Genomic DNA, 23,460 nt, shown 5'->3' on the forward strand with positions numbered 1-23,460 from the left:
TTGTTGATCAGGATCATAAAAAAGCCGTACCCGAACGCTTGGCACATACTTTGATGGATAAGTTTTCTGGATCTCAAACTCTTACCTATCACGTGTTATGAGCCTTACCAAATACAATGAAAAGCGGTCTTCAAGTAAAACGCCCGAGCCATTTGGCGGAAAACCTGATAAAAAGGTTCTTCGGTTCGTTGTACAAAAACATGCTGCATCACATCTACACTACGATTTTCGTCTGGAAATGGACGGGGTGCTTAAAAGCTGGGCGGTTCCCAAAGGGCCCTCACTGGATCCGGATGTAAAGCGGCTTGCAATGATGGTTGAAGATCACCCTTATGATTACCGCACTTTTGAAGGGATTATCCCCAAAGGGGAGTATGGTGGGGGGACGGTGATGGTCTGGGACCAGGGCACCTTCGAGCCTTGGGAAGATCCAGCAAAAGACAAAAAGGACAACGAAAAGAAACTGCTTCACCAGCTGTACTCGGGCAAGATTAAATTTGTGCTTAATGGACAGAAACTCAATGGCAGCTTTGCTTTGGTCAAAGCGCATGGTAGGGGAGAGAATGCATGGCTGCTAATGAAACTGGAAGACGAGTATGCCTCAAAGGACGACGTAGCACTGCAAGATAAATCTGTCGTTTCTGGTCTGGACTTACAGCAGATCGCAGCAAGTAGCGATAACGTCTATGGCAGCGATAAAAAAAGAGGCAAAAAGACGGCCTCAAAAAAGGCAGTTAAAGAAACACTTGAAAAGCAAGTTGATCCCGATGATACGCAGGTGCCGCAGCCGGCCACGGACGTCGCAGCGATTTTGACAAAAGCCCCGAAAGGTAAATTTGATAATACCATCAAACCTATGCTGGCTACGCTCGTGGACGCCCCTTTCGACGATGAAGGATGGCAATATGAAGTTAAATGGGATGGCTACCGCGCGCTGGCCTTCATGAATGGGGCAGAAGCAGAGCTGAAATCCCGGAATAACAAATCCTTTGATGATAAATTTTATCCGGTGCTTGCCGCTGTCAAGAGATGGGGAGTGAATGCGGTCGTCGACGGTGAGATCGTCGTAGTCAATGAGAATGGCATAAGCAATTTCAATAATCTTCAAAACTGGCGAAGCGAAGCGGACGGGCAGCTCCTTTTCTACGTTTTTGACGTGCTTTGGCTGGACGGCAAAAACTTGATGGGATTGACCCAGCAGGAGCGAAGTGCCGTGCTTCTTTCGCTAATACCAGAAGATGACATTATCCGCACCGGTTTCAGTGTCCAGGCCACAGGGACAGATTTTTTCAATGTTGCCAAAGACATGGGACTGGAAGGGATCATTGCCAAAAGGTCGGATAGTACTTATGTGCCTGGTGACCGCTCAAAAAACTGGCTTAAAATTAAAGTCCAGAAAAGGCAGGAGGTCATCATCGCGGGCTACACAAAGAATGATGGTTCACCCAAATCATTTAGTGCGTTGCTGCTGGGCGCTTACCGCCATGGCCGCCTGGAATATGTAGGCAAGGTTGGGACCGGCTTCAATGATAAACAGCAAAGGGAGATGATTGCGCAATTTAAGCCTCTCATTATTGAAGACGCGCCATTTGACGCCATGCCCGATTATAATAAACCATCCCGGTTTCGCCGTAACCCGCCACATGCAAGCGCAACATGGCTTAAACCGGAACTCGTATGTGAGATTAATTTTACGGAAATCACGGAAGATGGCGTGTTTCGCCACCCATCGTTCCTAGCACTTAGGGAAGACAAGAATGCCAGGGAAGTTGTCATTGAGACCGCATCAGATACTGAGGAAGTAATCGAGAAAACTCCTGGCCCGACGATCAAAGACGTAATAAAGCCCCCACAACGCAGCGCGGTTAAAACGCTTTTGAACCCCAAAGAGAAGACACAATGCAAAAAACTCAATGGGCAGGAGCTTAAATTTACAAACCTTGACAAAATCTACTGGCCGGATGAAAAGATAACCAAGCGCCAGATGCTCAATTACTATTATCAGGTTGCGCCCTACATCTTGCCTTACCTGAAAGACAGGCCAGAATCACTTAACCGGCATCCGGGTGGTATTAAAGGTCCCAGCTTTTACCAAAAGGATGTCACTGGCAAGGTGCCCAGTTGGATGACCACCTATCTTTATCATAGCAATGATGAGCCCGAAGACAAGAACTACCTGATTGCAAACGATGAAGCAACGCTTCTATACATGGCAAATCTGGGTGCGATTGAAATCAATCCGTGGAGCTCAACGACCGATAACCCTGATAACCCTACATGGTGCGTGATTGATTTAGATCCCGCCGACAAAACGACGTTTGACCAGGTGGTCCAGGCTGCGCAGGTCACAAAAAGCGTATTGGACGAGCTGGGCGTGCCATCGTATCCTAAAACAAGTGGGTCAACCGGCATCCATATTTATATTCCTTTTGAAGGCCAGTATACCTATGAGCAATCCAAGGAATTTGCAAGGGTTGTTGTAACGCTCGTACACCGTCAAATACCAGAATTCACGAGTCTGGAAAGGGCAGTTAAAGCCAGGAATGGAAAAATGTACCTGGACTTCCTGCAAAACCGTCCTGGCGCAACGCTGGCCGCACCATACTCCGTACGTCCCAAACCCGGTGCAACCGTGTCGATGCCGCTGCACTGGGACGAAGTAAAACCAGGGCTTAAAATGTCTGATTTCACGATTTTTAACGCAATGGAGCGGCTGCAAGGCCAGGGCGACCTTTTCAGTCCCGTGCTGGGAAAAGGAATTGATTTGCGCAAGATCGTTGGGGAAGACTGAAAACTTCGAATAGCCTAAGAAAAAGTGAAGATAGCCACATATAATATAAACGGGATTAATGGGCGCTTGCAGGTACTGCTCAGGTGGCTGGCCGAAGCGCAGCCTGACATTGTTTGTTTGCAGGAGCTGAAAGCTCCGCAGGACAAATTTCCCAAAAAAGCGCTGCTGGATGCTGGATATAATGCTGTCTGGCATGGACAAAAGATGTGGAATGGTGTAGCTATCCTGGCAAAGGGAAAAGAGCTTCAAGAAGTCAGAAATACATTGCCTGGGGATGATCAGGATGATCATAGCCGCTATATAGAAGCAATCGTTGACAGGATGCTGATCTGCTGCCTGTACCTGCCTAATGGAAATCCTGCTCCGGGGCCGAAGTTCGAATACAAGCTTGCCTGGCTGAAAAGATTAAAGAAGCATGCAAAATACCTACTTTCCGAAGAAGTCCCAGTTGTTTTAGCAGGGGACTATAACGTCATACCCACAGAGAGGGATGTTTATAAACCCGAGCGGTGGGAAAGCAATGCACTTTATTTCCCCCAAGCCCGCAAAGCATATAAAGAATTAGTTGACCAGGGATGGACAGATTCTATTCGGCACTTGTACCCACAGGAAACCGTATACACGTTCTGGGATTACCTTCGAAATGCCTATGGCCGCAATGCCGGCCTTCGTCTGGACCACCTGCTTTTAAGCCCTCAGATTGCCGGCCGCCTGATCGGGGCAGGTGTCGACACGCATGTTCGTGGGTGGGAAAAGTCAAGTGACCATGCACCAGCATGGATCGAGCTTTTGGAAAATGAAAATTAACATTTAACCTAATATTGCTATGCCCTGGTATAATGGAGATTACCCACCATCCTATAAAAACCAACCGCTAAAAATTCGGGAGAAAGCGGTAGAGATTGCCAATGCCCTGTTGCTTGATGGCACAGACGAAGGCATTGCTATTGCAACAGGCTTAAAAAAGGCCCGGGAGTATTTCGATGATTTGAAAAATAAAGCTAACAATGAATAATGCTTAATGGGAGTCCGTTAGCAATATTTACTAAGTTAACGCCCCAAAGTCCGTTATTTAGGACGACATAACCAATTCCAATGAAAAACGTCAGCACAGTAAATGTTGTAATCGACATTCCGCACGAAATACATCAGGAAGTCATTGGTAATCTTCCTTTCTCTTTGGCGGAGTTTGCTGGTATTACACAGCAGGGCCTGCTTATTGGCCAAGTGGAAAGTGGTGATAACATTGAAGACTACCGCCAAATCTTAAAAGGTTTAGCACTCAGAAGGTTTCGGCTGGAATTTGGAGCTTTCAAAACCAGAAGTTACCAGAACAAGGAAAACCCGTATGAGCTTTTACTGAGCATTAAAAAAACCAAGCAGTACAATGCCTTTAAACAGTCGCTGGTCCAGGGCATTGCAATGGTACCGATCAAAGATGTAGAATGGCTCATTGCTAGTGAGATTCCAATGTCATACGATGAAACAATGGAGGCAGTTTCGCATTTTCAACCTAAGCGTGTTAAGTCGTTTCTAGTCAGCCGCCTTCTGCTGACGCGTGAAGCAAGTGGATATGTCGAGTTTGACCTTCCCTTAACCCAGGAAAGTTTGCCATTATTCCCACTTCTTTAACCATGGTCATGATGAGATGATCGCTAACTTTATGGTGTTTTACGAACTCAGTAATTTCTCCTGCTGATTTGCGAGATGGCTATTTAAGCCGCTTTCCGGCAGTTCTTGATGCGCCTGGCGGCAGCCAGCCAGAGTAGCAGGAAACGGACGTTATTTGGACTTCAGTGTAAATTGGTTGCATCGAATTGTTTTGGACATATCTTAATCCTTTGAACATTCCTACTGCGTATGCTTTCTGACCTGATAGATTTAACCAATTCAAAGGAATTTTTTGATAATTTATCTATTTCAACTAAGTCGCTCCGGATGACGCGCTCAACTTTCGAAATGGATTTTCAGATCTTCAATGACTTGACTGAACAAGTCTTGTTTGAATGTAGCTTGCAAGCTCATGGCCTTGCTTACTCCGCGGAGTCCCGGATGATTGAGACTGGTGTTGGCTATAAGCAAATCAACCTTTACGACAATCACCCAATTCTCTGGAACTACCAAACCAGCCAATATTTCATCCTTCATGGGCCAGTTATTGACCTTCCAAGTCTATTAGGGGAGTTATACTTAGTTCATCAGCAGGTTTCTGGGAATTGGATAAATTTCCACTCGCTTGTTTTTGGGATGTCGAAAAGGTTAAACACTGCCCAGGAAACTGGAATTGAATTGCCTGAACCACTTATTAAATCCTATCTAACTATTTTCCAAAAACACAATTTAAACTTTACTCCAAAAAATCTTAGGAAGAATGATGGACAGTACAAAACACTTATTGTTGGCAATGAAGCTATTACAACAACCGAACTGAATTTAGGCCAGCCGTACATAATTGCACAACGGTTCTCTGCTATTGTCACTCCAATGTGATTACTAAACTTGCACAACGGTTCTCTGCTATTGTCACTCCAATGTGATTACTAAACTTGCACAAACAATAAATTCGATTGAACTGGGCGCTACATTCCTTCAACAGTCTTAGCTTTAAAAATAGCTCGGACATTTGAAAAAATGATCAAAGAAATCTTCCAATTGGAAGATCAGATTAGTTAACGGTTGCTTCAACCTGGTGCAGCTGCTGCTCCGGAACAAGTTGGAAAGAGTGCGCTCTCCTTGTACTATCCCAAAACTTTCCAAAAGGCGCTGCCTTGGTCTTGTTCTGTGTTCCGTCACTTAGCATAAAATCTGTCTCATGAAATGGACCGTTTCATGAAGCAAAATTGATTGCCTTGGTTCTAAATAGAAAATTTTAAAAAGAATAGCCGATGCCAATTCTGCCACCAGGATTGATAATACTCTGTCGGGTACCACTATCCTGTTTTCCCAAACCAACCACTCCATGGCGCTGGAAAAATGGATTCAAGAAGACATTAACTTTCCTGTATTTGTATTTCAATCCAATACCTAAACCCAGACCAATACCAGTCTGTTTATCTATATCGCTTACTTTTTTGTCAATTTCAAGGTCAAATAGTAAACCACCATTTACAAATAAATATCTTAGAAATGTTAAATGTGCGTAAACCGGAACAGAAATTACTTTTATGGACTGCGTAATGTCTGGAATAGCTATATCCGGTATGCCTACATAGTCGAGCTTGAAATGGAATGAGCTGTAATCAATCCCTGTTTCGAGTGTGATAATCTTGTTGCTTTTTACAAAATAACGTAAGCCAAACGAATTTGAGGCAACCGCCTTGTACCCAGCACCACCATCAACCGACCTATTGTAAACAGGCTCCGGATTAGAAAGAGAGTATGTAAAAAAAATCGAATTAGCGTTTTGCGAGAACGATTCGATAGAAAAAAGCATAGCAAACAAGACAAACATGAATTGATTTCTCATGAAATAGAGTAGTTTTCAACAGCTAATGTAACCGTAATATACTCTATCATGTAATTATATACAACGCGTTTCATAGACTTAGTAAAACAAATCGGCTAGATTGAAATATAGAATAAAGTCCCGTTTTCTTGTACAAAACCAGGAACTTTCCTCTATCGGCCACCAGGTCCTTGTTCTGTGTTCCGTCACTTAACATGAAAAGGGGTTATAAAAACTAACCGGCGGGTTTCTGGTTTTTTGTCATGGTTTTTGAACCGAAAGGGGGGGGCAGATAGTTTATCAAAGGATTGTCTAGCTTAGAACATTTGGGAGGCTTTGCGTCTCTAATCTTTCGAACAGACACTTAACAATAGTATGTATGCGTTGTTTTTTAATCTATTGACCAGTAAGTGATTGGATTGTACTAGTATCACAACCAATTTCATCGGCGGTGTGTCATCTAAATACGAGTCTTGAATTTTAAAACATATGTTGAAAACTTATTTACTTCTTCTGGCTGTAATATTGCTATTTAGCTGTTCTGACAATGACATCGCACAGGACACGCCAAGCTGTGTCAAAAAGATCATTGAGGATCTCAAAAACGGAGAGGTCGATAATCCCCCAGCAAAGATCTACCGCTATCAATATGAGGGTCGCACAGTTTATTATATCCCTGCCAAATGCTGCGATATTCCCAGCGTTCTCCTCGATGATAATTGTCACTCAATATGTAGTCCCGATGGCGGACTTGGAGGAGCCGGTAACGGCACGTGCACTGATTTTCATAAGAAAGCCACCGATCAGAAGCTTATCTGGGAAGACAAGCGTGGAAAGTAAGGTCTTTCTTACAACTTATTTTTGGGGCTTATCCCGATCAATTGCGAGCTGAAATTATTTTCACATCCCAAACCCGAAGCCTCTTTTTCTGCTGCTCCTGCTTAAATTTGATTTCAGGCTGTTCCGCCAGCTCCTTCTTTTCCCTCTTGTTCTGCTCGACAGCCTGGCTCTGCTCGGCCACAATCAGTTCCATGCTATTCCTATACTTTCTAAAATCTCTATTCGATAAAGAAATATACAGAACAATATTGATATTTTTGATATCTCGATTGTGGTATCAATAACATCAATCATGGTAAGTAACAGGAATTTTCGGGATGACAGATATTTGAAAATAGGCGATGTCATTTTAATGGAGCCGGGCACGCCAGTGCTGTGCGCTGATTGCCCCAAGTATTTGGACGAAAATGCATCTCCATATGCGCAGGGCACTTTTGACTCTGTTATCAAAATCGATATACCGCTTGAACGTAGGATTAGCCTTAATACAATTCGAAAAGCCCTCTCTGACCAAATCAAAGGCCTTTTTGAATATTACAATATCCCATTAGATGAGAGTATCATGAAGCGTTTCATAGCTCACCAGGTACCGGTTCTTCAAAACCAAACATTCATTGTCCCAGCAGGCTTATACCAGATTACTGATATTGAAATGCGTCCCAGATGCCAAAAAATTATGTTAAGCTCTTATAAGCCTGCAGTCGGCAATGCCACATATAAAATATACGTTTATCAAGGTGGATTTCATAAGACACACTCAGATACAATGAAAGTTGTTGTTGATCCTGATAGCTTTTAAATAACGTCCGCGCTCATAAATACAAAAGGGAGGACCCAGTTGCGAAACAAATAGTGTTGCAGCAATTCGCAGTAGTCGTTAATGAGAACAGTCCCAAGGATCCAGCACTGAAGTTTACTTTTTGATGTTATGTTCAACGCCGACGATTTTCAAGTTACAGTAGAAGGGCAAGTCCTGAATATATCGGTCAGAAACGCAAATGATAGGATATTGTTTATTGTGACATTTCCGGATAAACGGCCAGAGCTGGTTTTGACCAGGTTAGTGAACTTGAACGATAAGAAAGTTTGGACATCGATTCCTGAGGGTCGGATGCCTGAAGCCCAGTTGATTGGTCCGGAAATTGTTAAACATTTTAAAAGCTTGAAGTGATATGTGTGTTTACAACGGTCAGAGGGTAACCAAGGTTGAATTTATCGAGTTGAAGAAACTGGAAAAGGCTATTAAAGACATTGATGCTTTGAAAAGGCCGGTTGTAAATGCAATCGAGTGCGCCCCGCTTGCGGTGATTAAACCAACGCTTGATAAAACCAATTTTGACATCGTGACGATGGAATGGAGCTTTCTGCCAAGCAACGTACGTAATAGGGATCAAGCGAAAGAATTCCGAAAAAAATATGATACCGAAAATGCGAAAGGGGAGGAGCTGCTTTTGATCGGTGAAAACGGTAAGGAGAAAATGTTCCGCAAATCGGCCCTGGAGCGTAGATGCTTGATCATCTCGGACCGGTATTACGAGTGGCGGCATATTTACAGGAAAAATAAAAGGACTGGCGAAAACCTTAAAACCCCCGATAAGTTTCCCTACCAGATCATGGTTAAAGACCGGCCGTATTTTTACATTGCTGGTGTCTATAATAACTGGACAGATCAGGATAGCGGGGAGAACGTGGATACAATTGCAATGGTTACCACGGCCGCAAACGAGCTTGCCGCCAAAGTCCACAATTCAAAGGAACGGATGCCAACGATACTTCCAGACGATTTGGCATGGGAGTGGGCCATGGAAGATCTTACCGAGCAGCGTATTACAGAACTTGCTACCTACCAAATGCCACAGGAGCTGATGGTAGCAGAGACGATCAATCAAAAATTTCAGCAAAGCCCAACAGAAATACCGTACTTGGTAACATATCCTGAAATTGAGGCCTTAGATAATCCAGGCTCGTTTAAGCCAGCCCAGATGTCTCTATTTTAAGCAATATTTGATACAATCATTTTTGAGTGGCCTTCCAATTGACGATGCAGATTTATTTAACTCCAAATTGAGTATCATACCTAATTGGGCGGATCCAAACTTCTCTACCATCGAAGGATTTGGATCAGCGTTGGGATTCGACACCCTTGTATGTGGGGGAATTTGTAGTTGCTAGGGACCGGCAAAATAAAGATAAGATCTGGGCATTTATTGCTGAGTGTAAAGGGCGGGGCCCTTATTTTGAGTAATGGAGAATGAAAAAAAAGATAGTTAGGATCGCTTCTTGCGGGGTTGAGTCTGGTAATTATTAAAACAGGTTGCTTCTAAAAAAACGGTTACTTTTGAGATATGAGGCGTAATCGTTTATTTATTGGTGTGGCAGTTGGCCTTGACACCGCAGAACAAATTCAACAGCACCTCCCTGATCTGGCTTTTCTCAGAAGGCAGGCACCGGGAAACTATCACATTACACTTTTATTTTTGGGTACTGTCAATGAATTGGCGGTAGTAGTGGACCGTTTCGAATCTATTAGCTTCGATTCATTTACCATTTCAATTGATAGTATTCAAGGGTTCTATCAAAACGATAAGCTTCAAGGTGTATATCTTAACGTTGCTGACGACTTAGAGGCGCTAACAGACTTAAACAATCAAGTGAAAGCTTTATTTGCTGAATATAGCAGCCAGCAATACCCCACCTTTGTACCCCATATTACTTTGTGCCGCAACTTAAAGGGTGCAGAAATTAAACAGGCCGAAGCTATTATCGGCCACAAATTTTCAGAAGCTATTCGATTTGAAGCACTCAAAATTGTGCTGTATGATAGTTTCAATTTAGGATTCGCCTCGCAATACACTCATGTTGCTTCGGTAGGTGCCAACCCGTAAATTGGGTTCTTAATTTTTCATATTCTGGATTTGATACTAGAATTACCACTTCATACAGATCCACCCACTTTTTCTTCCACAACTTTCATCCGCTCTAATATCTCATTGACCGTCTGGGCAATGTGGTGCATCTGGGAAACAGGCTCTGGCAGGTCCTTGGACTGATAGCTATGGTATTTCCATATTTCCAACACGTCACTGGCCACCACCTGGTAAGGCTCATACAATGGGTTGAGTGATTCTAAAAGCACTGTTTTATTGACCGGATCAACAGTGAGCCTTTTGAAGACAAAATCCTGCTCCCCGCGCAGCATGGCAATGCATAGTGTGCCTGGCTTTAAAAGTGTCCAGTCTTCCACAAACTGACAAATCACATCAGATCCTTCGGGAAGTGGCAGCATGGAATCACCAATCGTTGGGAACATCCGGAAGGTGCCGCCAGCAGGAAGGTTAGGCATAGAAAACTTGGGAAGCTTGGCAATGAAGTCCGGGTCAGCATACCCATGACGATAACCTGCCTTCGCTTTGATGGGCACATACTCGACATTTTCTTTACTTGTCTGATCCGTTGAAATAGCCAGTACCCGCAAATTGCTACCGGTAATGTAGACATCACTTCCTGATTCCAGTTCTCGCAGCTTCAACTCTGAGAGTTTGGTAAGGTCAACGCGGAAAAGCGTGTCAATGCTGATATGAAAGAAATCTGAAAATTTCATCAGGTCAGCTGCGGTGGGGTTTTCTGTCCTTCCTGCTTCAAGGGAAGCCAGCTTAACACGGGTTAAACCAAGCTTTTGTGAAAAATCATCCTGGGTCAGCCGCTTGCGGTCGCGCAAAAAACGGATGTTGGTGTGGAAAAAAAATTTTGCGCTTGTCATGGCATAATGTTATTATTGAAATCACAACTTTGTTATTAATAATATCAAAGCTAGAAATAAATGCTATGATATGGAAACTGCAACTGATAAAAATGAGCTGATTACCAGGCTGAGAGCCGAAATCCTTTCCTTGCAGGGCATACGTGTGGCTTCACACCATAAACAGATGGGGACAGGATTAGGACCAATCCAGGATGCCTTTCCCCAGGGGGCATTTCCAGTTGGGGCTATGCACGAATTTATCAGTACGGACCAGCGGCAATCCGCAGCAACCAGCGGTTTTATGGCCGCCCTTGCAGGTTTTATAATGAAGCAGGATGGTATCTGCCTTTGGGTCGGGATGCACAGGACTGTTTTCCCACCAGCTTTAAGCTTCTTTGGGGTAGCACCTGAAAGGGTTATATTTATTGACGTCAAAAAGGAGCGTGACCTGCTCTGGATGATTGAGGAAGGGCTTCGTTGCCAGGCGCTTTCAGCAGTAGTAGGGCAGGTACAAGAAATTGGGCTAACTGCATCCCGGCGGCTTCAACTTGCCTGCGAGCAGAGTAGGGTGACCGGCCTTTTGCATAGGATAAATCCACGTAGTATGAACCCGGTTGCCGCCGTCTGCCGGTGGCAGGTTACCCCGCTGCCGACAGAAGGGCAAAACGAGCTTCCAGGGGTAGGGCATCCCCGCTGGAATGTGCAGCTGCTAAAAATCCGCAACGGCCAGCCAGGCAGCTGGCAGGTAGAATGGCGAAATCAGAATTTAAAATCCATCATAACGCAGGATAGCCAGCATACGGGCGAGCTGCTTCAAGTAGGGTAGGGATGGCGCGCTTTGTATCCATATGGTTCCCTGATTTGACCACAGACCGGCTCGTGCTAAAACGGCCGGAGCTGGCAGGCACCCCTTTTGTTCTGGCTGCGCCCAGCCGCGGCCGGGTTGTTGTCAAAGCAGCCAGCCCACAGGCCAGGGGCTGCGGGATTGTGGAAGGCATGGTAGTGGCAGATGCGCGGGCTGTTTTGCCCTCGTTGGAGGTGATCGAAGACGATTCCGAGCTGGCAGGGAAACTTCTGGCTGCCCTTGCCAAATGGGCGCTACGCTACACGCCACTTGCAGGGGTTGACCTTGATGATGGATTGATCCTGGATGCAACCGGCTGCACGCATTTATGGGGTGGTGAGATGGCTTACCTCAAAGACATCGTCGCCCGCTTGAAAGGCAGTGGTTATGATGCGCGCGCAGCCATGGCAGATACGATCGCTGCTGCGTGGGCTGTTTGCCGGTACGGTAAATCCGAGCGTATCGTTGCACCTGGCGCGCAGCTTGATGCACTGCTGGCCTTGCCGCCCACGGCACTGCGTTTAGAGCAGATCACGCTCGAAAAGATGCATAAGCTTGGGTTTTATCAGATCAAGAGCTTTGTTTATATTGCCCCATCTGTGCTTAAAAGGCGTTTCGGGCAAGCACTTTTGGACAGGCTAGGGCAGGCGCTTGGCCATGTCCATGAAGCCTTCGAGCCGATCCAACCACCTGAGCCATTTACTGAGCGCTTGCCTTGCCTGGAACCGATCCGCACCGCACCAGGCATTGAGATTGCCATGCAAAAGCTGCTGGAAATGCTGTGCAGCCGGCTTGTCAAAGAAGGGCAGGGGGTTCGCAAAGCGGTACTGAAATGCTACCGGATTGACGGTGAAATGCGGCAAGTGGAGATTGGCACCAGCTTTGCCAGTTGCAGCGCCGGGCACTTGTTTAAACTCTTTGAGCTAAAAATCCCAACCATTGAGCCGGCATTGGGCATTGAGCTTTTTGTATTGGAGGCACCGATAGTAGAACCGCTTGGAGAGCAGCAAGACCAGCTCTTTAATATAGGTGCGGCAAACAAATGGGTGGAAATTGCAGAGCTCCTTGACCGCCTGGTTGCAAGGGCAGGCCCCGACATTAGCCATCGCTACCTGCCCGCCCAGCACTACTGGCCAGAGCGCTGCACCGTTGAAGCAGCCTCTTTAAAAGAGCAGCCGCAGACTACCTGGCGCATTGACCGGCCCCGGCCCGTGCATTTGCTACCAGAACCCCAGAGGGTAGAAGTCTCAGCCCCCGTTCCGGATTACCCGCCCATGCTTTTCCGCTATCAGGGAGAAGTCCACAAGATAAAAAGGGCAGATGGTCCCGAGCGAATTGAACAAGAATGGTGGATCCAGCAGGGCCTGCACCGCGATTACTATACCGTCGAAGATGAAGCAGGGGCCCGCTTCTGGATATTCAGGCTCGGCCACTACCAGGATGATAACAAACCTGAATGGTTTATACATGGATATTTCGCATAAGTCTTAAACAAATCCCAGGCATGGCTTATACTGAATTACAGGTAACGACAAATTTCAGCTTTCTCAGGGGCGGCTCGCATCCCGAGGAACTGGTCGAATATGCATCTGCGATTGGCTATAAGAAAATAGCCATCACCGACCGCAACACTTTGGCCGGGATCGTGCGCGCCCATGCTGCGGCGCGTGAGAAGGATATTCAGATCATCCCCGCAGCGCGGCTTGATTTGATTGATGGCCCAAGCCTTCTTGCATACCCAACAGATAAGCTGGCCTATGCCCGGCTGTCTGGACTTCTTTCAACGGGTAACCTGCGGACAGAGAAAGGCAAATGCGCACTTTACCGAAGAGATGTATACGCGCATAGCGAAGGGATCATATTCATAGCCGTTGCACCTGATGAGCTCAATGCAGATTTTGATTTTGAACCTGGCTTTGAAAGGGCGCTTAAAGACTACCGCGCTGCGCTAGGTGATCAGCTTTACATTTCGGCCTGCCGGGGTTACATGGGCAACGATGCCAAAAAGCTTTACCGCCTTTCGCAAATTGCTGACCGACTTGGCATCCCGCTCGTGGCTACCAACGATGTGCACTATCACCATCCCGAGCGCCGGCAGTTACAGGATATTTTAACCTGTATCCGTGAAAAGTGTACGATCTATAATGCAGGCTTTTTGCTGCACCAAAATGCAGAGCGGTACCTGAAACCAGAGAAAGAGATGGTGCGCCTGTTCAGGGCATACCCAGATGCAATAAGACGCAGTCAGCAGATCGCCGATGCATGCCAGTTCACGCTTGACAGTTTGAAATACGTATATCCAGAAGAGATCACCAGTGAAGGCCGCACGCCGCAGGAAGAACTTACCTATCTGGCATGGAAAGGGGCCAGGGATTTTTATGGTGAGCAGCTGCCGGACAAGGTGGTAAATGCCATAAACCATGAAATGAAATTCATTGAAGAGATGGATTATGCAGCCTACTTTTTGACTGTATATGATATTGTGCGGTTTGCGCGTCAGAAAGGTATCTTATGCCAGGGGCGTGGCTCGGCGGCCAACTCGACCGTCTGTTTTTGCTTGGGAATTACGAGTGTGGATCCAACCAAGTTTGATCTGTTGTTTGAGCGCTTTATTTCATCGGCGCGAAACGAGCCGCCTGATATTGATGTGGACTTTGAGCATGAACGGCGCGAGGAAGTCATACAGTACATTTATGAAAAGTATGGACGTGACCGTTCGGCAATTGTCGCCACGGTGACCCAGCAGCACCAGAAAGGGGCGATCCGTGATGTGGCCAAAGCCATGGGCATGTCTGTCGATGCCATTAACCGGCTCTCTGGCTCAATTTGGGAATTTACAGACGAATGGTTTGAAGGTAAGCGCATCACTGAGCAGGGCTTTAATGCCGATGACCCGCATTTGGTTAAAGTGCTGGATTTGACACGCCAGTTTATGGGCTTTCCCCGGCAGCTGGGCCAGCATACGGGCGGCTTTGTGATCACGCAGGGCAAGATCACAGATCTTTGCCCGATCCTGAATGCCAGGATGCCGGGACGTACTAACATTGAATGGAACAAGGATGATATCGATACGCTTGGTTTTCTTAAAATTGATGTTCTGGCACTAGGGATGTTGACCTGCATCCGGAAAGCGTTTGATTTGGCTAGCGAGCATTACGGTCTTTCCCTGACGCTTGCTAATGTGCCCCAGGATGACCCGGTGGTCTATGATATGATCGGGCACGCGGACACTATTGGTGTGTTTCAGATTGAAAGCCGCGCGCAGCAATCCATGCTGCCGCGGATGAAACCCAAAGATTTCTATGATCTGGTTATTGAGGTCGCCATCGTAAGGCCCGGGCCCATTCAGGGGGATATGGTGCACCCGTATTTGCGACGCCGGAATGGAGAAGAAGCTGTCGAGTATCCATCCAAAGAGCTGGAAGCGATCCTGGGGCGAACGCTGGGCGTACCACTCTTTCAGGAGCAGGCCATGAAAATCGCCATTGTAGCCGCAGGCTTCACGCCGGCAGAAGCCGACAAGTTGCGCCGCAGCATGGCAACCTTTAAACTGAGCGGGATGGTTTCGCAATTTGAAAAGAAGCTGATCGATGGTATGACGTCGCGTGGCTACTCGGAAGATTATGCTAAAAGGATCTTCCGGCAGCTGGAAGGCTTTGGAAGCTACGGGTTTCCCGAAAGCCATGCGGCAAGTTTCGCCCTTTTGGTCTATGTGTCTTGCTGGCTCAAATGCTATTACCCAGATGTCTTTGCTGCTGCGCTGCTTAACAGTATGCCCATGGGTTTTTACCAGCCTGCCCAAATCATTATTGATGCCCGAAAGCATGGGGTTGTGGTAAAGCCCGTCGATGTGAATTTGTCTTATTGGGACAACATGCTGGAACCAGCCGAAGGGAAATATAAAGTGATCAGGCTGGGTTTCCGGCAGGTAAAAGGGATCAGGCAAGATGAAATGGAGCTGCTGGTTGCGGCAAGATCCGAGCCTTATGCATCCATTCATTTGGTTCGTGATGCGGGCGTCTCCCAGGGTGCCATTGAAAAGCTTGCTGATGCCGATGCATTTGTCTCAATGGGTCTAGACCGCAGGCGGGCTATGTGGGAAGCAACGGCGCTGGCTGACCGGCCGTTTGGCCTTTTTACCGGTCAGCAGTCGCAAAGCGCATTCGAGCAGCCAGTCGAGCTTCCAAAGCTTACCCCGGCTGAACATGTCGTGCAGGATTATGCATCCACTTCCCTTTCGCTTAAAGCGCATCCGGTAAGCTTTGTGCGGCAGCAGCTTATAGCCAAACGCGTCGTTGCAACCCAGGGTCTTTCCAGCCGTAAAGCGGGAACGATTGTCCGTGTAGCAGGCCTGGTGCTGGTCAGGCAAAGGCCCGGGACAGCTGGTGGGGTTTGCTTCATTACCATCGAGGACGAGACCGGCGTAGCCAACCTGGTTGTCTTTCAACACCTTTTTGAAAAGTACCGCAAGGAAATCCTGCGCGCGCGGCTTTTGATGGTAGAAGGCAAGTTGCAGATTGAAGGTGAAGTTGTCCATGTGATCGTCCGTCACTGCTATGATGCATCCCCAATGCTTCGCGAGCTCAATGCTGCTAGCGGCGAAGATCCGGACGTGCAAACGCTTTCCCGTGCTGACGAAAAAGATGAATACGCGTCAGCGGCCGTGAACAAGAAAACGCAGGTAAGAATGAAAGACGTCCAATTGGAAATCTTCCCATCAGGCCGCAATTTCAAATAAACAGCCAAGCATATGACTGCATCGTACAATCCATTTGTAGTCCTGGATATGCCTACTCTAAAAGACGTGATGTATAGTGGTAAATATTTTATTGTTGTGCAGCGATTTAGGTGGCCAGGCTTGCCAGACGGCCAGGCTTTTATAGCGACGCCCTACCAAGACCAGAAGGCCGCTCAAAAACATGCAGCCAAGCTAACGGCCCAGGAAGGGAAAATGCTGGATGTGCGGGCTGAGCGGGATAAATTCGCCAAGCTCTTTAATGATCCTAGATACGTCGTTTTTGTTAGCAAGTTTAAGGAAGGGGACTGGCAAGCCAGAGTAATCAAGCACTACCAAAAGAATATTCATTCTTTTCTAACTGCTAACATTGGTATTGTGTCAGATGAAAAGGCTAGCATTGAATTGACATTTGAAGACGGGCATCTAATGGCCCACATCATATCAAATGGGGAGCAGTATCAATGGGAGGCTTGCGAGGTGATTAAGTAAGACGCCGACAGCATCTTAGCCAAATACTCAATTTTGATAGATTTCGGTTGTTAAGAATGCAACATGTTAAGTCTTTCAGGCATTGCATAATCTAAGGATGCAGTTAAGCTGTTTTTCCTTTTTCATCAGCATAGGCCAGCATTGCGAAAGCTATTCATGCCTACATACTTTTCAGCCACTTGCATCTGTCGGCTATCACCACCTAGTCAAGCTCATTGCCACTTAAATGTACCAGTACAAAAAGAGCGTATTAGGAATCTACAGAGTGCTCATTATTGACGCACTGATTACTGTCAACCAATTTTAGTAGATATGTCCACTCTAATTTACGAACAAATTGAAGTCGGTGATTAATTGGGTAATATTATTGTTCGCATCATAGGTGACATAAGATTTGTATGTGCCATCGCCGAACCCAGCAGTGAAGAATGCTATATTAGAAGTTCCAAGTTCTAGCAGGTACCAGCTGCGGGTATGTTCATAGTTGTCATTCATCTTTTTTTCGATCTTCTCAAACCAATCTTCATCGTCGTCAGTAATTTGGTCCAGATCACCCAAGACGGTTATATCGAGATAACAAGCCGTACCGGAATCAACCGAAAATTCATCACTTTCATCATTTTTCACTAGCTTAGTCGCCATGTCTATTCTTACGCTATGCTCCTCAGAGAACAATATTCGGGAAAACGCAATCCGCTCATCGCCTTCTACTTTCATAAGGGACAATTGAACAGGAAATTCTCCAACGGGGAATAGCATATCAAACGGAGTGACCGAATCCACCTCCAATGCATCAGCGGCAACAAGTTGGCCAGATTTAACCCTAAGATTGCCAACCTGGGTGTTCGCAAAAAAAATATTAACTGAAGGGTTTGATGGGATCTCAATGGGCATCTGAATATGGTGTCCGTTTATGAAACATTTACTAATAAATTCTAAATAGTCTAGTTCAGGCTTCATAATGAATGTACGCTTGATAGTTGAAGTGGCCCTTATATGTTGTTTAGAAAACTATTCTTTGATAACGGATATTGCTAAACCACATGAAAGATATTTTAGGAGTAAATGTATTTTCAATATATCTATTAAGACGAACATTGTAATGTTTGTTTTAATAATATCGGTGTTAATTTCAAGGCGCTCTCATTTTGTAAGTCTTCACTCTATTTCAAACACCAGTTCGCAGCTGGGGACCCCAGTTAGCTTTGCGATTTGTTTAGCTCTTTCTAGATCTATAGTACGATATCCAGTGATCTTAGATTCCACTAGCGCAGCAAGAAGTCTATTGGAAATATAGTTCTTTGTTGATAAAAACTTACAACCCCACAGGTCCAACTCTTTATTGAAATCTCTATTGAAAACTAATTTTGTAGCACTTAGGGCTGTTCCTGTATCAAAGAAAATACGCATATAATCTTCGTATGATTGAACCGGAAAATTTTGTTCTGCTAGTTTTAAATATTGGGCATGAAAACTAAAATCGAATGTTGAAGCAGAAAAATTAATCGTCATTTCACCTGTTTCCTTTTCAAAAAATAAATACCAGTAGTCCTTGATTTGATGTGTTTCCCCTGTTTTTTTGTCTCGTTGATTAAAAGATACAGGATAAAATCTATGACCTGGCAACCGAAACCTTTCCAATAACGACCGAAACTTAGAGGAAATTACAAGGCCGTTAAGTAGTGGAGTAAGGTAAATCAAGTCTGTATGCTTTGCATTTTTGTGCATAGGCAGACCGATAAAGTCAAGATCAAACTCAGGAGGAACTCCCATACTGAAACGTTGATCGGATGGATTTTTAGGCCACATAAATTGCTTTATATGTGGATTTCTTAACCAAAAATCGTCATCGAACCACGATTGAGCTGATCCATCTCTTACGCCTGTTACTTTAGGCTCCCCACCGTCGTCTTTAAATATTAGATATTCCACTAGCTGTTGATTTGTTTCACATAATTATTCAAGCTCATTCCACTATTATTCGCCTTGAATGATCCCCTCCATTTCCTGAACTACTTTATTTACATGATCAACTGTCAATTTACCCCTATTTCCGATTGCAAGGTCTGTTAATCTATTTACAACGTATCTACTGTAAGTGGGAGATGGTTTAGTATGAAGAGATACGCTTCTACAATAGAGTAGATAGAATAGAGAGAATGAGCCCTATGGATAATACAATTGGCAAAGCTCTATTTAACATAATGTTAATTATACAACAAACCATATGTTACTGTTTTTAGTGTACACTTTAATAGTAACATCATGAATGCTAACGACTTACAAAGAAATAAAAAAAGTAGAAAGTCACTGCTTTTTAAAAGAAAAGTTGTGGAAATTTATCGTGCTGAATGAGCGGATAAGCATGAGATCCATAAACATCTACACATCTCACAGACACAACTTCGTTGTCTGAACCGCTGGTACTTTAAGCATCGATTAAAACCGTATCTATTTCTCGAATCATTTATCCAAAACATGAAAAAGAAAACCGACGCGTCTTATCTGAAAGCCTTGGAGCAACGGCTTTTGGAAACTGAAAAAGAGGCAACTATGTAGCAGTTGGGACAACATTGAAATAGTGCTTGGATTCTCAGTATATTGCTTTTGACAAACCACTTGACTATGAAAAATCTACTTCGCTGGACACTAAGGATTATATTCCTTCCATTTTGGCTAGTTGGTAAAACGAGCGGCCGTAGGATTATTTATAAATAAGTCATAGAAGCCATGATAGACAGAATTTTAAGATGGATCGGAAAGGTAATCCGCCTTCACATTACATATGTGTAAATAGAGAGCTATTTAAGGGAATATTTTTCGAAGAGGCTAAATGCCTCTTTTCTTTGTCTGTTGTTAAAGGTAAAGCTCACTTTTAGGGCATTCGCTCGTTGTTGCCTTCTTGTCCTAAGTAGCATATAGTTGCCTAAATATTAATGCGGGAACACTTAAAAAATAATTACTTTATATACCCTAACTAAAGCATACGAGCTTTATCGCCCCTGGTGCTTTGTTTGTATTATTATTTTAAACGTGTGGATTTACACAGTTAAATCACCTTGCCTTAAAAACTCTGGTAATCGCCTCATAAGCTTGGGGTGAAGATGGCCGTGGGGCATTAACATCTGCTAGCTTACCCTCCTTGTCAACCAAGATGTACTTGGGAATAGATGCAGATTGATAACTTTCTAGGAAACGATGGATCTCCGCATCGTCTGATATATTAATGTGCAACCCCTTTATATCCTTATTAGCTTCAAGATACCGTTTCCATCCCTGTTGCTTATTGTCTATCGAAACATATAGGAACACCACATTTTCATTGTCAGCAAGTAGCTTCTGCAATGCTTTGGATGCCGGAAACTCAGCTATGCAAGGTCCACACCAGGTTGCCCAAACATCAACATAAACAACTTTACCTTTTAGGTCAGCTAATGAAAGTGTCTGACCGTTTGGTGTAACCCCAGTTATTGAGGGTGCTGGTTTACCGGGTGCCAGTTTGTCCCACATTGCGTACTTCTTTAACACTTGGGGTTCATAGGGATTGTAAGTTTGCTCTTTTTTTAACCGAACAATCAACGAATCGGTTACATCGTTTTTTCCAGTAGATAGTACGTCCATCAAATTGCGTATACGCAGCAACATGCTCACATGTGCAGGATAACCATTGCTAACAATTAAATCATCAGCAACCATAGCAGTCTGGCCGCTCATTTCCCTGACTTGCTCGGGCGTTTTGCCTTTTTGAATAAAATCGTAGATACTCGCCTGTGAGTAGAAAGCTAGGGCCAGTCCATAATCATACAAACCTGCGTCCAGTATTTGGTCGCTTAAGGGCACATTCTTGTAACTGTTTTTAATGGATGGAGCTATTTCTCTTGGGGGATCCGCGAATTGGTTTATTGCAGCAAAATTCATCTTAGCATTTATTATGCTTAGCATATTCCGCTGTTCAAGCAGATATCTTATATTTTTGGCGATCGGGTATTTACTAAAAAAGTCGGCGTTGAGCGTTTCGTAAGCCGCATTCATTTTTCCAACTGCCGAGACGAACGCATTTTCATCCAGTCCGGAGATATGCTTACCGTCAACTGTTTCTAATTGCTTTCGTATTACGTCTGATTCAGCAAGGTAAGTCGAAGCGCCAGCACCTCGCCCTGCAAATCCAAACGAGGGAGCAACTTCTTTATCAAATGTGACATGCAGCGCGTCTCCTTCGCTCAGCAGCATCGTACACATTTGTTGACCAATTGTCAGATTCACGAAAAGATGCTTATCCACCGGAACTGCAAACGAGGCCAGTCCTTCAGGACCAAATTTCTTAACCGCGATTGTATCGACGTCAAACGTAAGCAGGTTTGGCCGTGACAAAAGAACAGGTTGATTGGCCATATTATTCGCCTTAACCGTAACCCTGACATCCAAAGCAAATGAATACAAATGCCCGCCGATAATGATAGATGCTAGTAATACAATCTTAATTATTTGCATGAAATTGAAGTCACTTAATTGTTAAAATACTAAGTCTGTTACTTTTCGATATCCATTTGCGTGGATTCCTTGCAAATGGCGTACTGCCGGGTAAGCTGAAATACAGCTAAGAATATGAAGGCTATCAAGGCTTTGGGGAAAAATACATGTTAAAATTTGATCAATTAATACATACTTTTTCTGAAAGGAGCCAATGTTTTGCTGCCAAGCGACTTGTCTTTAACAGCTTCGACTATAAAAGGATAGAATAGCTTTTTGCGTCTAGCAGGCGCATGCCAGGCAATGTACCAGGCCTTCACAGCGCTCCCCTGTTCTCCCGTCTGTGTTGGCCATTTGTATAGTTTTAATAACCTCAAAAATAACGCTTGGATGGATTGATCGTTGATCGCCATTAACTGCCAATCTCTAAGTGTCTTTGGATCTTGGTCACGGGGATGTGGATTTCGTTTGGAAGACCAACCTTTCATTACTTTAATTCTGTATTTCTGGTCCAGGGTGTACATCCTATCGATAAGCTTATTATATGCCGATTCATTTAGGCTGCTGATGTCCATTATAGAATCAATTTCTGGGATGTCATTTAATCTGGCAAAGTCAAAGACAGGTTTGTTCAAGAACTGACAGCTTCCAGGCCATGCACCGCAAATAACAAGCATGCACACCAAAAAGCTTTTCATAAGTATGTAATTAATATGTTACCGTATATGTCTTAAAATCCATCACTTTCCAGATCACCTTGTACACATCCGCTGCCAATACATCATTTTTGCCTTCTGTGGCCGTATGGAACATTCACTTTTTCTAACTGTAAATACCAGGATCCGCCGATCCATAGTTCCTTCTCCAATATCAATTTATCGGAAGACTTTCGTTTCTGTTACGATTTTTTCTATTGCGCGGAAATTGTTTTCCCTGGCTACTACAACACCTTTCTGGTCGATAAGGAAATACGTGGGGAATTCGGAGATATTGTAAGCTTTCATTACCTCACCCCGATCAAACTGAAAGTCAGTGAGATGAATCCAGTTGGCTTGGTGTTTTTCTATGGTTTTAAGCCAGGTTTCTTTGTCCTCACCCCATTCGGCACCAATGCCGATCATGGTGACTTCACCTTTATACTTTTCACGAAATGCCCGAAGTTCAGGCATCGACCGGATACACGGTCCGCACCAATGCCCCCAAAAATCAAGCAGCACATATTTCCCTAAATGCTGAGATAATTGTACTGAATCGCCTTTGGAGGAAACCAGTTTGAAATCCGGAGCTCTCTTGCCTCTTACAGGCTGATTTTTGATAATTTCAATGCGTTCCTCGGCTTTTTTACCAAAGTAACTTTCGCGTATCTGCGGGGGAAATTCATGGAAGGCTGTGTCCAGATCTTCAATTGTAAGACTTGGGTCTTTGGTTAGCCCGTTCAATAAGTACATGGACGTTACGGAAGGCGTGTTCAGTTTCATAAACGCCCAGGTTTTCAGCTTTTGTTCTTCGTTCAATTTTTCTACCACTTCGGCAGATTGCCCTATCGCCTTTTGACGGTAAGCCCATTTAGTTTGATTGTAGGCTGTAAGCAGGTCGTTTTCCTTAGTGCCTTTGATTTTCAGTTGCTCTGGTTTGTCGATGTTGCCCGAAACGGTAAGGTTTCCGGCTTCAAACCAAACGCCTCTCCAGGCCGGGTTTTTAATGAAAATATCGAACATGCCGTCGTCAGGCTTTTGAGCAACGTACCGGAAGCGATCGCCTTTGGCGACAACCGTATCTATTTTATTAATGCCAGTCTGAATGTATCTGAATTGAATCGGGGTATCGCCAATGCCTTTGATCTCGCCGGTCAAAATGCAACTTTGAGCGACTACTCTCCAACTGCTAACAAGTAAGGCTAAGATGAAAAGGACAGTAGTCTTTTTTGACGGTGATATTACTCGCATTTCCGAAAGGGACTAAAAGATGTGTAGCCAAGTAACTTGTTCTAAACTTAATTTATGTTTTGGAATAATATCAATCAATCTACCAGAAAATGTAGGCATAGTAGAAATTATTCTCACCTATTTAACAGAACGGCCAGTTATATAAGAACATTTGC

The 23,460-nt window shown here is 44.7% G+C and carries 21 protein-coding genes; 13 read left to right on the plus strand and 8 right to left on the minus strand.

What is annotated here, in order from left to right:
• The first annotated feature begins 97 nt into the window (after window positions 1–97).
• The 5 genes from ligD (at window position 98) to NFI80_RS25290 (ending at window position 5,281) form a co-directional block, all read left to right on the plus strand.
• Window positions 98–2,791, plus strand: a complete 2,694-nt coding sequence (gene ligD, locus NFI80_RS25270; protein WP_254414231.1) for a DNA ligase D — start codon at window positions 98–100, stop codon at window positions 2,789–2,791.
• A gap of 24 nt (window positions 2,792–2,815) precedes the next feature.
• Window positions 2,816–3,598, plus strand: coding sequence for an exodeoxyribonuclease III (xth, locus tag NFI80_RS25275; RefSeq protein WP_254414232.1), 783 nt, complete (start codon window positions 2,816–2,818; stop codon window positions 3,596–3,598).
• 19 nt (window positions 3,599–3,617) lie between these two features.
• Entirely contained in the window at window positions 3,618–3,806 is a 189-nt protein-coding gene (locus NFI80_RS25280) for a DUF2188 domain-containing protein (protein ID WP_254414233.1), read from the plus strand.
• Between the two features lie 80 nt (window positions 3,807–3,886).
• Window positions 3,887–4,423: a hypothetical protein gene (locus NFI80_RS25285; RefSeq protein ID WP_254414234.1), complete on the plus strand. Its 537-nt coding sequence runs from the start codon at window positions 3,887–3,889 to the stop codon at window positions 4,421–4,423.
• A gap of 228 nt (window positions 4,424–4,651) precedes the next feature.
• Window positions 4,652–5,281 (plus strand): hypothetical protein, encoded by a 630-nt coding sequence (locus NFI80_RS25290; RefSeq protein WP_254414235.1) that lies wholly within the window; start codon window positions 4,652–4,654, stop codon window positions 5,279–5,281.
• Window positions 5,282–5,660: 379 nt separating this feature from the next.
• On the opposite strand, the gene NFI80_RS25295 is transcribed toward NFI80_RS25290, so the two are convergent.
• The gene (locus NFI80_RS25295; protein ID WP_254414236.1) at window positions 5,661–6,257 is read right to left on the minus strand and encodes a hypothetical protein; all 597 of its coding nucleotides are present in this window, start codon (window positions 6,255–6,257) and stop codon (window positions 5,661–5,663) included.
• 504 nt (window positions 6,258–6,761) lie between these two features.
• Between NFI80_RS25295 and NFI80_RS25300 the strand changes: the two genes are divergently transcribed.
• Complete coding sequence (locus tag NFI80_RS25300) at window positions 6,762–7,076, plus strand: DUF6970 domain-containing protein (protein WP_254414237.1); 315 nt, start codon at window positions 6,762–6,764, stop codon at window positions 7,074–7,076.
• Between the two features lie 37 nt (window positions 7,077–7,113).
• Here the strand turns inward: NFI80_RS25300 and NFI80_RS25305 are convergent, their stop codons facing one another.
• Window positions 7,114–7,269 carry a hypothetical protein gene (locus NFI80_RS25305; RefSeq protein ID WP_254414238.1) on the minus strand — a complete coding sequence of 52 codons (156 nt, stop codon included), beginning with the start codon at window positions 7,267–7,269 and terminating at the stop codon, window positions 7,114–7,116.
• A gap of 99 nt (window positions 7,270–7,368) precedes the next feature.
• Between NFI80_RS25305 and NFI80_RS25310 the strand changes: the two genes are divergently transcribed.
• The 3 genes from NFI80_RS25310 (at window position 7,369) to thpR (ending at window position 9,961) form a co-directional block, all read left to right on the plus strand.
• Entirely contained in the window at window positions 7,369–7,875 is a 507-nt protein-coding gene (locus tag NFI80_RS25310; protein ID WP_254414239.1) for a hypothetical protein, read from the plus strand.
• Window positions 7,876–8,248: 373 nt separating this feature from the next.
• Entirely contained in the window at window positions 8,249–9,073 is an 825-nt protein-coding gene (locus tag NFI80_RS25315; protein WP_254414240.1) for an SOS response-associated peptidase, read from the plus strand.
• Window positions 9,074–9,421: 348 nt separating this feature from the next.
• Window positions 9,422–9,961 (plus strand): RNA 2',3'-cyclic phosphodiesterase, encoded by a 540-nt coding sequence (gene thpR, locus NFI80_RS25320; RefSeq protein WP_254414241.1) that lies wholly within the window; start codon window positions 9,422–9,424, stop codon window positions 9,959–9,961.
• A 50-nt stretch (window positions 9,962–10,011) separates the two neighbouring features.
• Here the strand turns inward: thpR and NFI80_RS25325 are convergent, their stop codons facing one another.
• Window positions 10,012–10,836 carry an XRE family transcriptional regulator gene (locus tag NFI80_RS25325; RefSeq protein ID WP_254414242.1) on the minus strand — a complete coding sequence of 275 codons (825 nt, stop codon included), beginning with the start codon at window positions 10,834–10,836 and terminating at the stop codon, window positions 10,012–10,014.
• A gap of 70 nt (window positions 10,837–10,906) precedes the next feature.
• Here NFI80_RS25325 and NFI80_RS25330 point away from each other — a divergent pair, with 70 nt between their 5' ends.
• From NFI80_RS25330 to NFI80_RS25345, 4 genes are read left to right on the plus strand one after another with little or no spacing between them, the layout of a single operon-like run.
• Window positions 10,907–11,644 (plus strand): ImuA family protein, encoded by a 738-nt coding sequence (locus NFI80_RS25330; protein WP_254414243.1) that lies wholly within the window; start codon window positions 10,907–10,909, stop codon window positions 11,642–11,644.
• A gap of 53 nt (window positions 11,645–11,697) precedes the next feature.
• Window positions 11,698–13,146, plus strand: a complete 1,449-nt coding sequence (locus NFI80_RS25335) for a Y-family DNA polymerase (RefSeq protein ID WP_310587990.1) — start codon at window positions 11,698–11,700, stop codon at window positions 13,144–13,146.
• 20 nt (window positions 13,147–13,166) lie between these two features.
• Entirely contained in the window at window positions 13,167–16,400 is a 3,234-nt protein-coding gene (locus NFI80_RS25340) for an error-prone DNA polymerase (RefSeq protein WP_254414245.1), read from the plus strand.
• A gap of 12 nt (window positions 16,401–16,412) precedes the next feature.
• Window positions 16,413–16,889 carry a hypothetical protein gene (locus NFI80_RS25345; RefSeq protein ID WP_254414246.1) on the plus strand — a complete coding sequence of 159 codons (477 nt, stop codon included), beginning with the start codon at window positions 16,413–16,415 and terminating at the stop codon, window positions 16,887–16,889.
• 321 nt (window positions 16,890–17,210) lie between these two features.
• Here the strand turns inward: NFI80_RS25345 and NFI80_RS25350 are convergent, their stop codons facing one another.
• The 5 genes from NFI80_RS25350 to NFI80_RS25370 form a co-directional block, all read right to left on the minus strand.
• Window positions 17,211–17,849, minus strand: a complete 639-nt coding sequence (locus NFI80_RS25350) for a DUF4241 domain-containing protein (RefSeq protein WP_254414247.1) — start codon at window positions 17,847–17,849, stop codon at window positions 17,211–17,213.
• A 198-nt stretch (window positions 17,850–18,047) separates the two neighbouring features.
• Window positions 18,048–18,821 (minus strand): hypothetical protein, encoded by a 774-nt coding sequence (locus tag NFI80_RS25355; RefSeq protein WP_254414248.1) that lies wholly within the window; start codon window positions 18,819–18,821, stop codon window positions 18,048–18,050.
• A 1,122-nt stretch (window positions 18,822–19,943) separates the two neighbouring features.
• The gene (locus tag NFI80_RS25360; RefSeq protein WP_254414249.1) at window positions 19,944–21,380 is read right to left on the minus strand and encodes a TlpA family protein disulfide reductase; all 1,437 of its coding nucleotides are present in this window, start codon (window positions 21,378–21,380) and stop codon (window positions 19,944–19,946) included.
• Between the two features lie 164 nt (window positions 21,381–21,544).
• A complete protein-coding gene (locus NFI80_RS25365; protein ID WP_254414250.1) occupies window positions 21,545–22,057 on the minus strand; it encodes a hypothetical protein in 513 nt (170 codons plus the stop codon).
• A 177-nt stretch (window positions 22,058–22,234) separates the two neighbouring features.
• The gene (locus tag NFI80_RS25370; protein WP_254414251.1) at window positions 22,235–23,212 is read right to left on the minus strand and encodes a TlpA disulfide reductase family protein; all 978 of its coding nucleotides are present in this window, start codon (window positions 23,210–23,212) and stop codon (window positions 22,235–22,237) included.
• Window positions 23,213–23,460: the final 248 nt, after the last annotated feature.

This window comes from Dyadobacter chenhuakuii, assembly GCF_023821985.2.
Taxonomy (GTDB): domain Bacteria; phylum Bacteroidota; class Bacteroidia; order Cytophagales; family Spirosomataceae; genus Dyadobacter; species Dyadobacter chenhuakuii.

Excerpts from the sequence above, each read along its gene's own strand:
- thpR (WP_254414241.1), top strand. The coding sequence starts at position 9,422 with ATGAGGCGTAATCGTTTATTTATTGGTGTGGCAGTTGGCCTTGACACC.
- NFI80_RS25350 (WP_254414247.1), bottom strand. The coding sequence starts at position 17,849 with ATGAAGCCTGAACTAGACTATTTAGAATTTATTAGTAAATGTTTCATA.
- NFI80_RS25315 (WP_254414240.1), top strand. The coding sequence starts at position 8,249 with ATGTGTGTTTACAACGGTCAGAGGGTAACCAAGGTTGAATTTATCGAG.
- NFI80_RS25280 (WP_254414233.1), top strand. The coding sequence starts at position 3,618 with ATGCCCTGGTATAATGGAGATTACCCACCATCCTATAAAAACCAACCG.
- NFI80_RS25325 (WP_254414242.1), bottom strand. The coding sequence starts at position 10,836 with ATGACAAGCGCAAAATTTTTTTTCCACACCAACATCCGTTTTTTGCGC.
- NFI80_RS25285 (WP_254414234.1), top strand. The coding sequence starts at position 3,887 with ATGAAAAACGTCAGCACAGTAAATGTTGTAATCGACATTCCGCACGAA.
- NFI80_RS25345 (WP_254414246.1), top strand. The coding sequence starts at position 16,413 with ATGACTGCATCGTACAATCCATTTGTAGTCCTGGATATGCCTACTCTA.
- NFI80_RS25310 (WP_254414239.1), top strand. The coding sequence starts at position 7,369 with ATGGTAAGTAACAGGAATTTTCGGGATGACAGATATTTGAAAATAGGC.
- ligD (WP_254414231.1), top strand. The coding sequence starts at position 98 with ATGAGCCTTACCAAATACAATGAAAAGCGGTCTTCAAGTAAAACGCCC.
- NFI80_RS25360 (WP_254414249.1), bottom strand. The coding sequence starts at position 21,380 with ATGCAAATAATTAAGATTGTATTACTAGCATCTATCATTATCGGCGGG.
- NFI80_RS25290 (WP_254414235.1), top strand. The coding sequence starts at position 4,652 with ATGCTTTCTGACCTGATAGATTTAACCAATTCAAAGGAATTTTTTGAT.
- NFI80_RS25365 (WP_254414250.1), bottom strand. The coding sequence starts at position 22,057 with ATGAAAAGCTTTTTGGTGTGCATGCTTGTTATTTGCGGTGCATGGCCT.
- NFI80_RS25330 (WP_254414243.1), top strand. The coding sequence starts at position 10,907 with ATGGAAACTGCAACTGATAAAAATGAGCTGATTACCAGGCTGAGAGCC.
- NFI80_RS25340 (WP_254414245.1), top strand. The coding sequence starts at position 13,167 with ATGGCTTATACTGAATTACAGGTAACGACAAATTTCAGCTTTCTCAGG.
- NFI80_RS25295 (WP_254414236.1), bottom strand. The coding sequence starts at position 6,257 with ATGAGAAATCAATTCATGTTTGTCTTGTTTGCTATGCTTTTTTCTATC.
- NFI80_RS25305 (WP_254414238.1), bottom strand. The coding sequence starts at position 7,269 with ATGGAACTGATTGTGGCCGAGCAGAGCCAGGCTGTCGAGCAGAACAAG.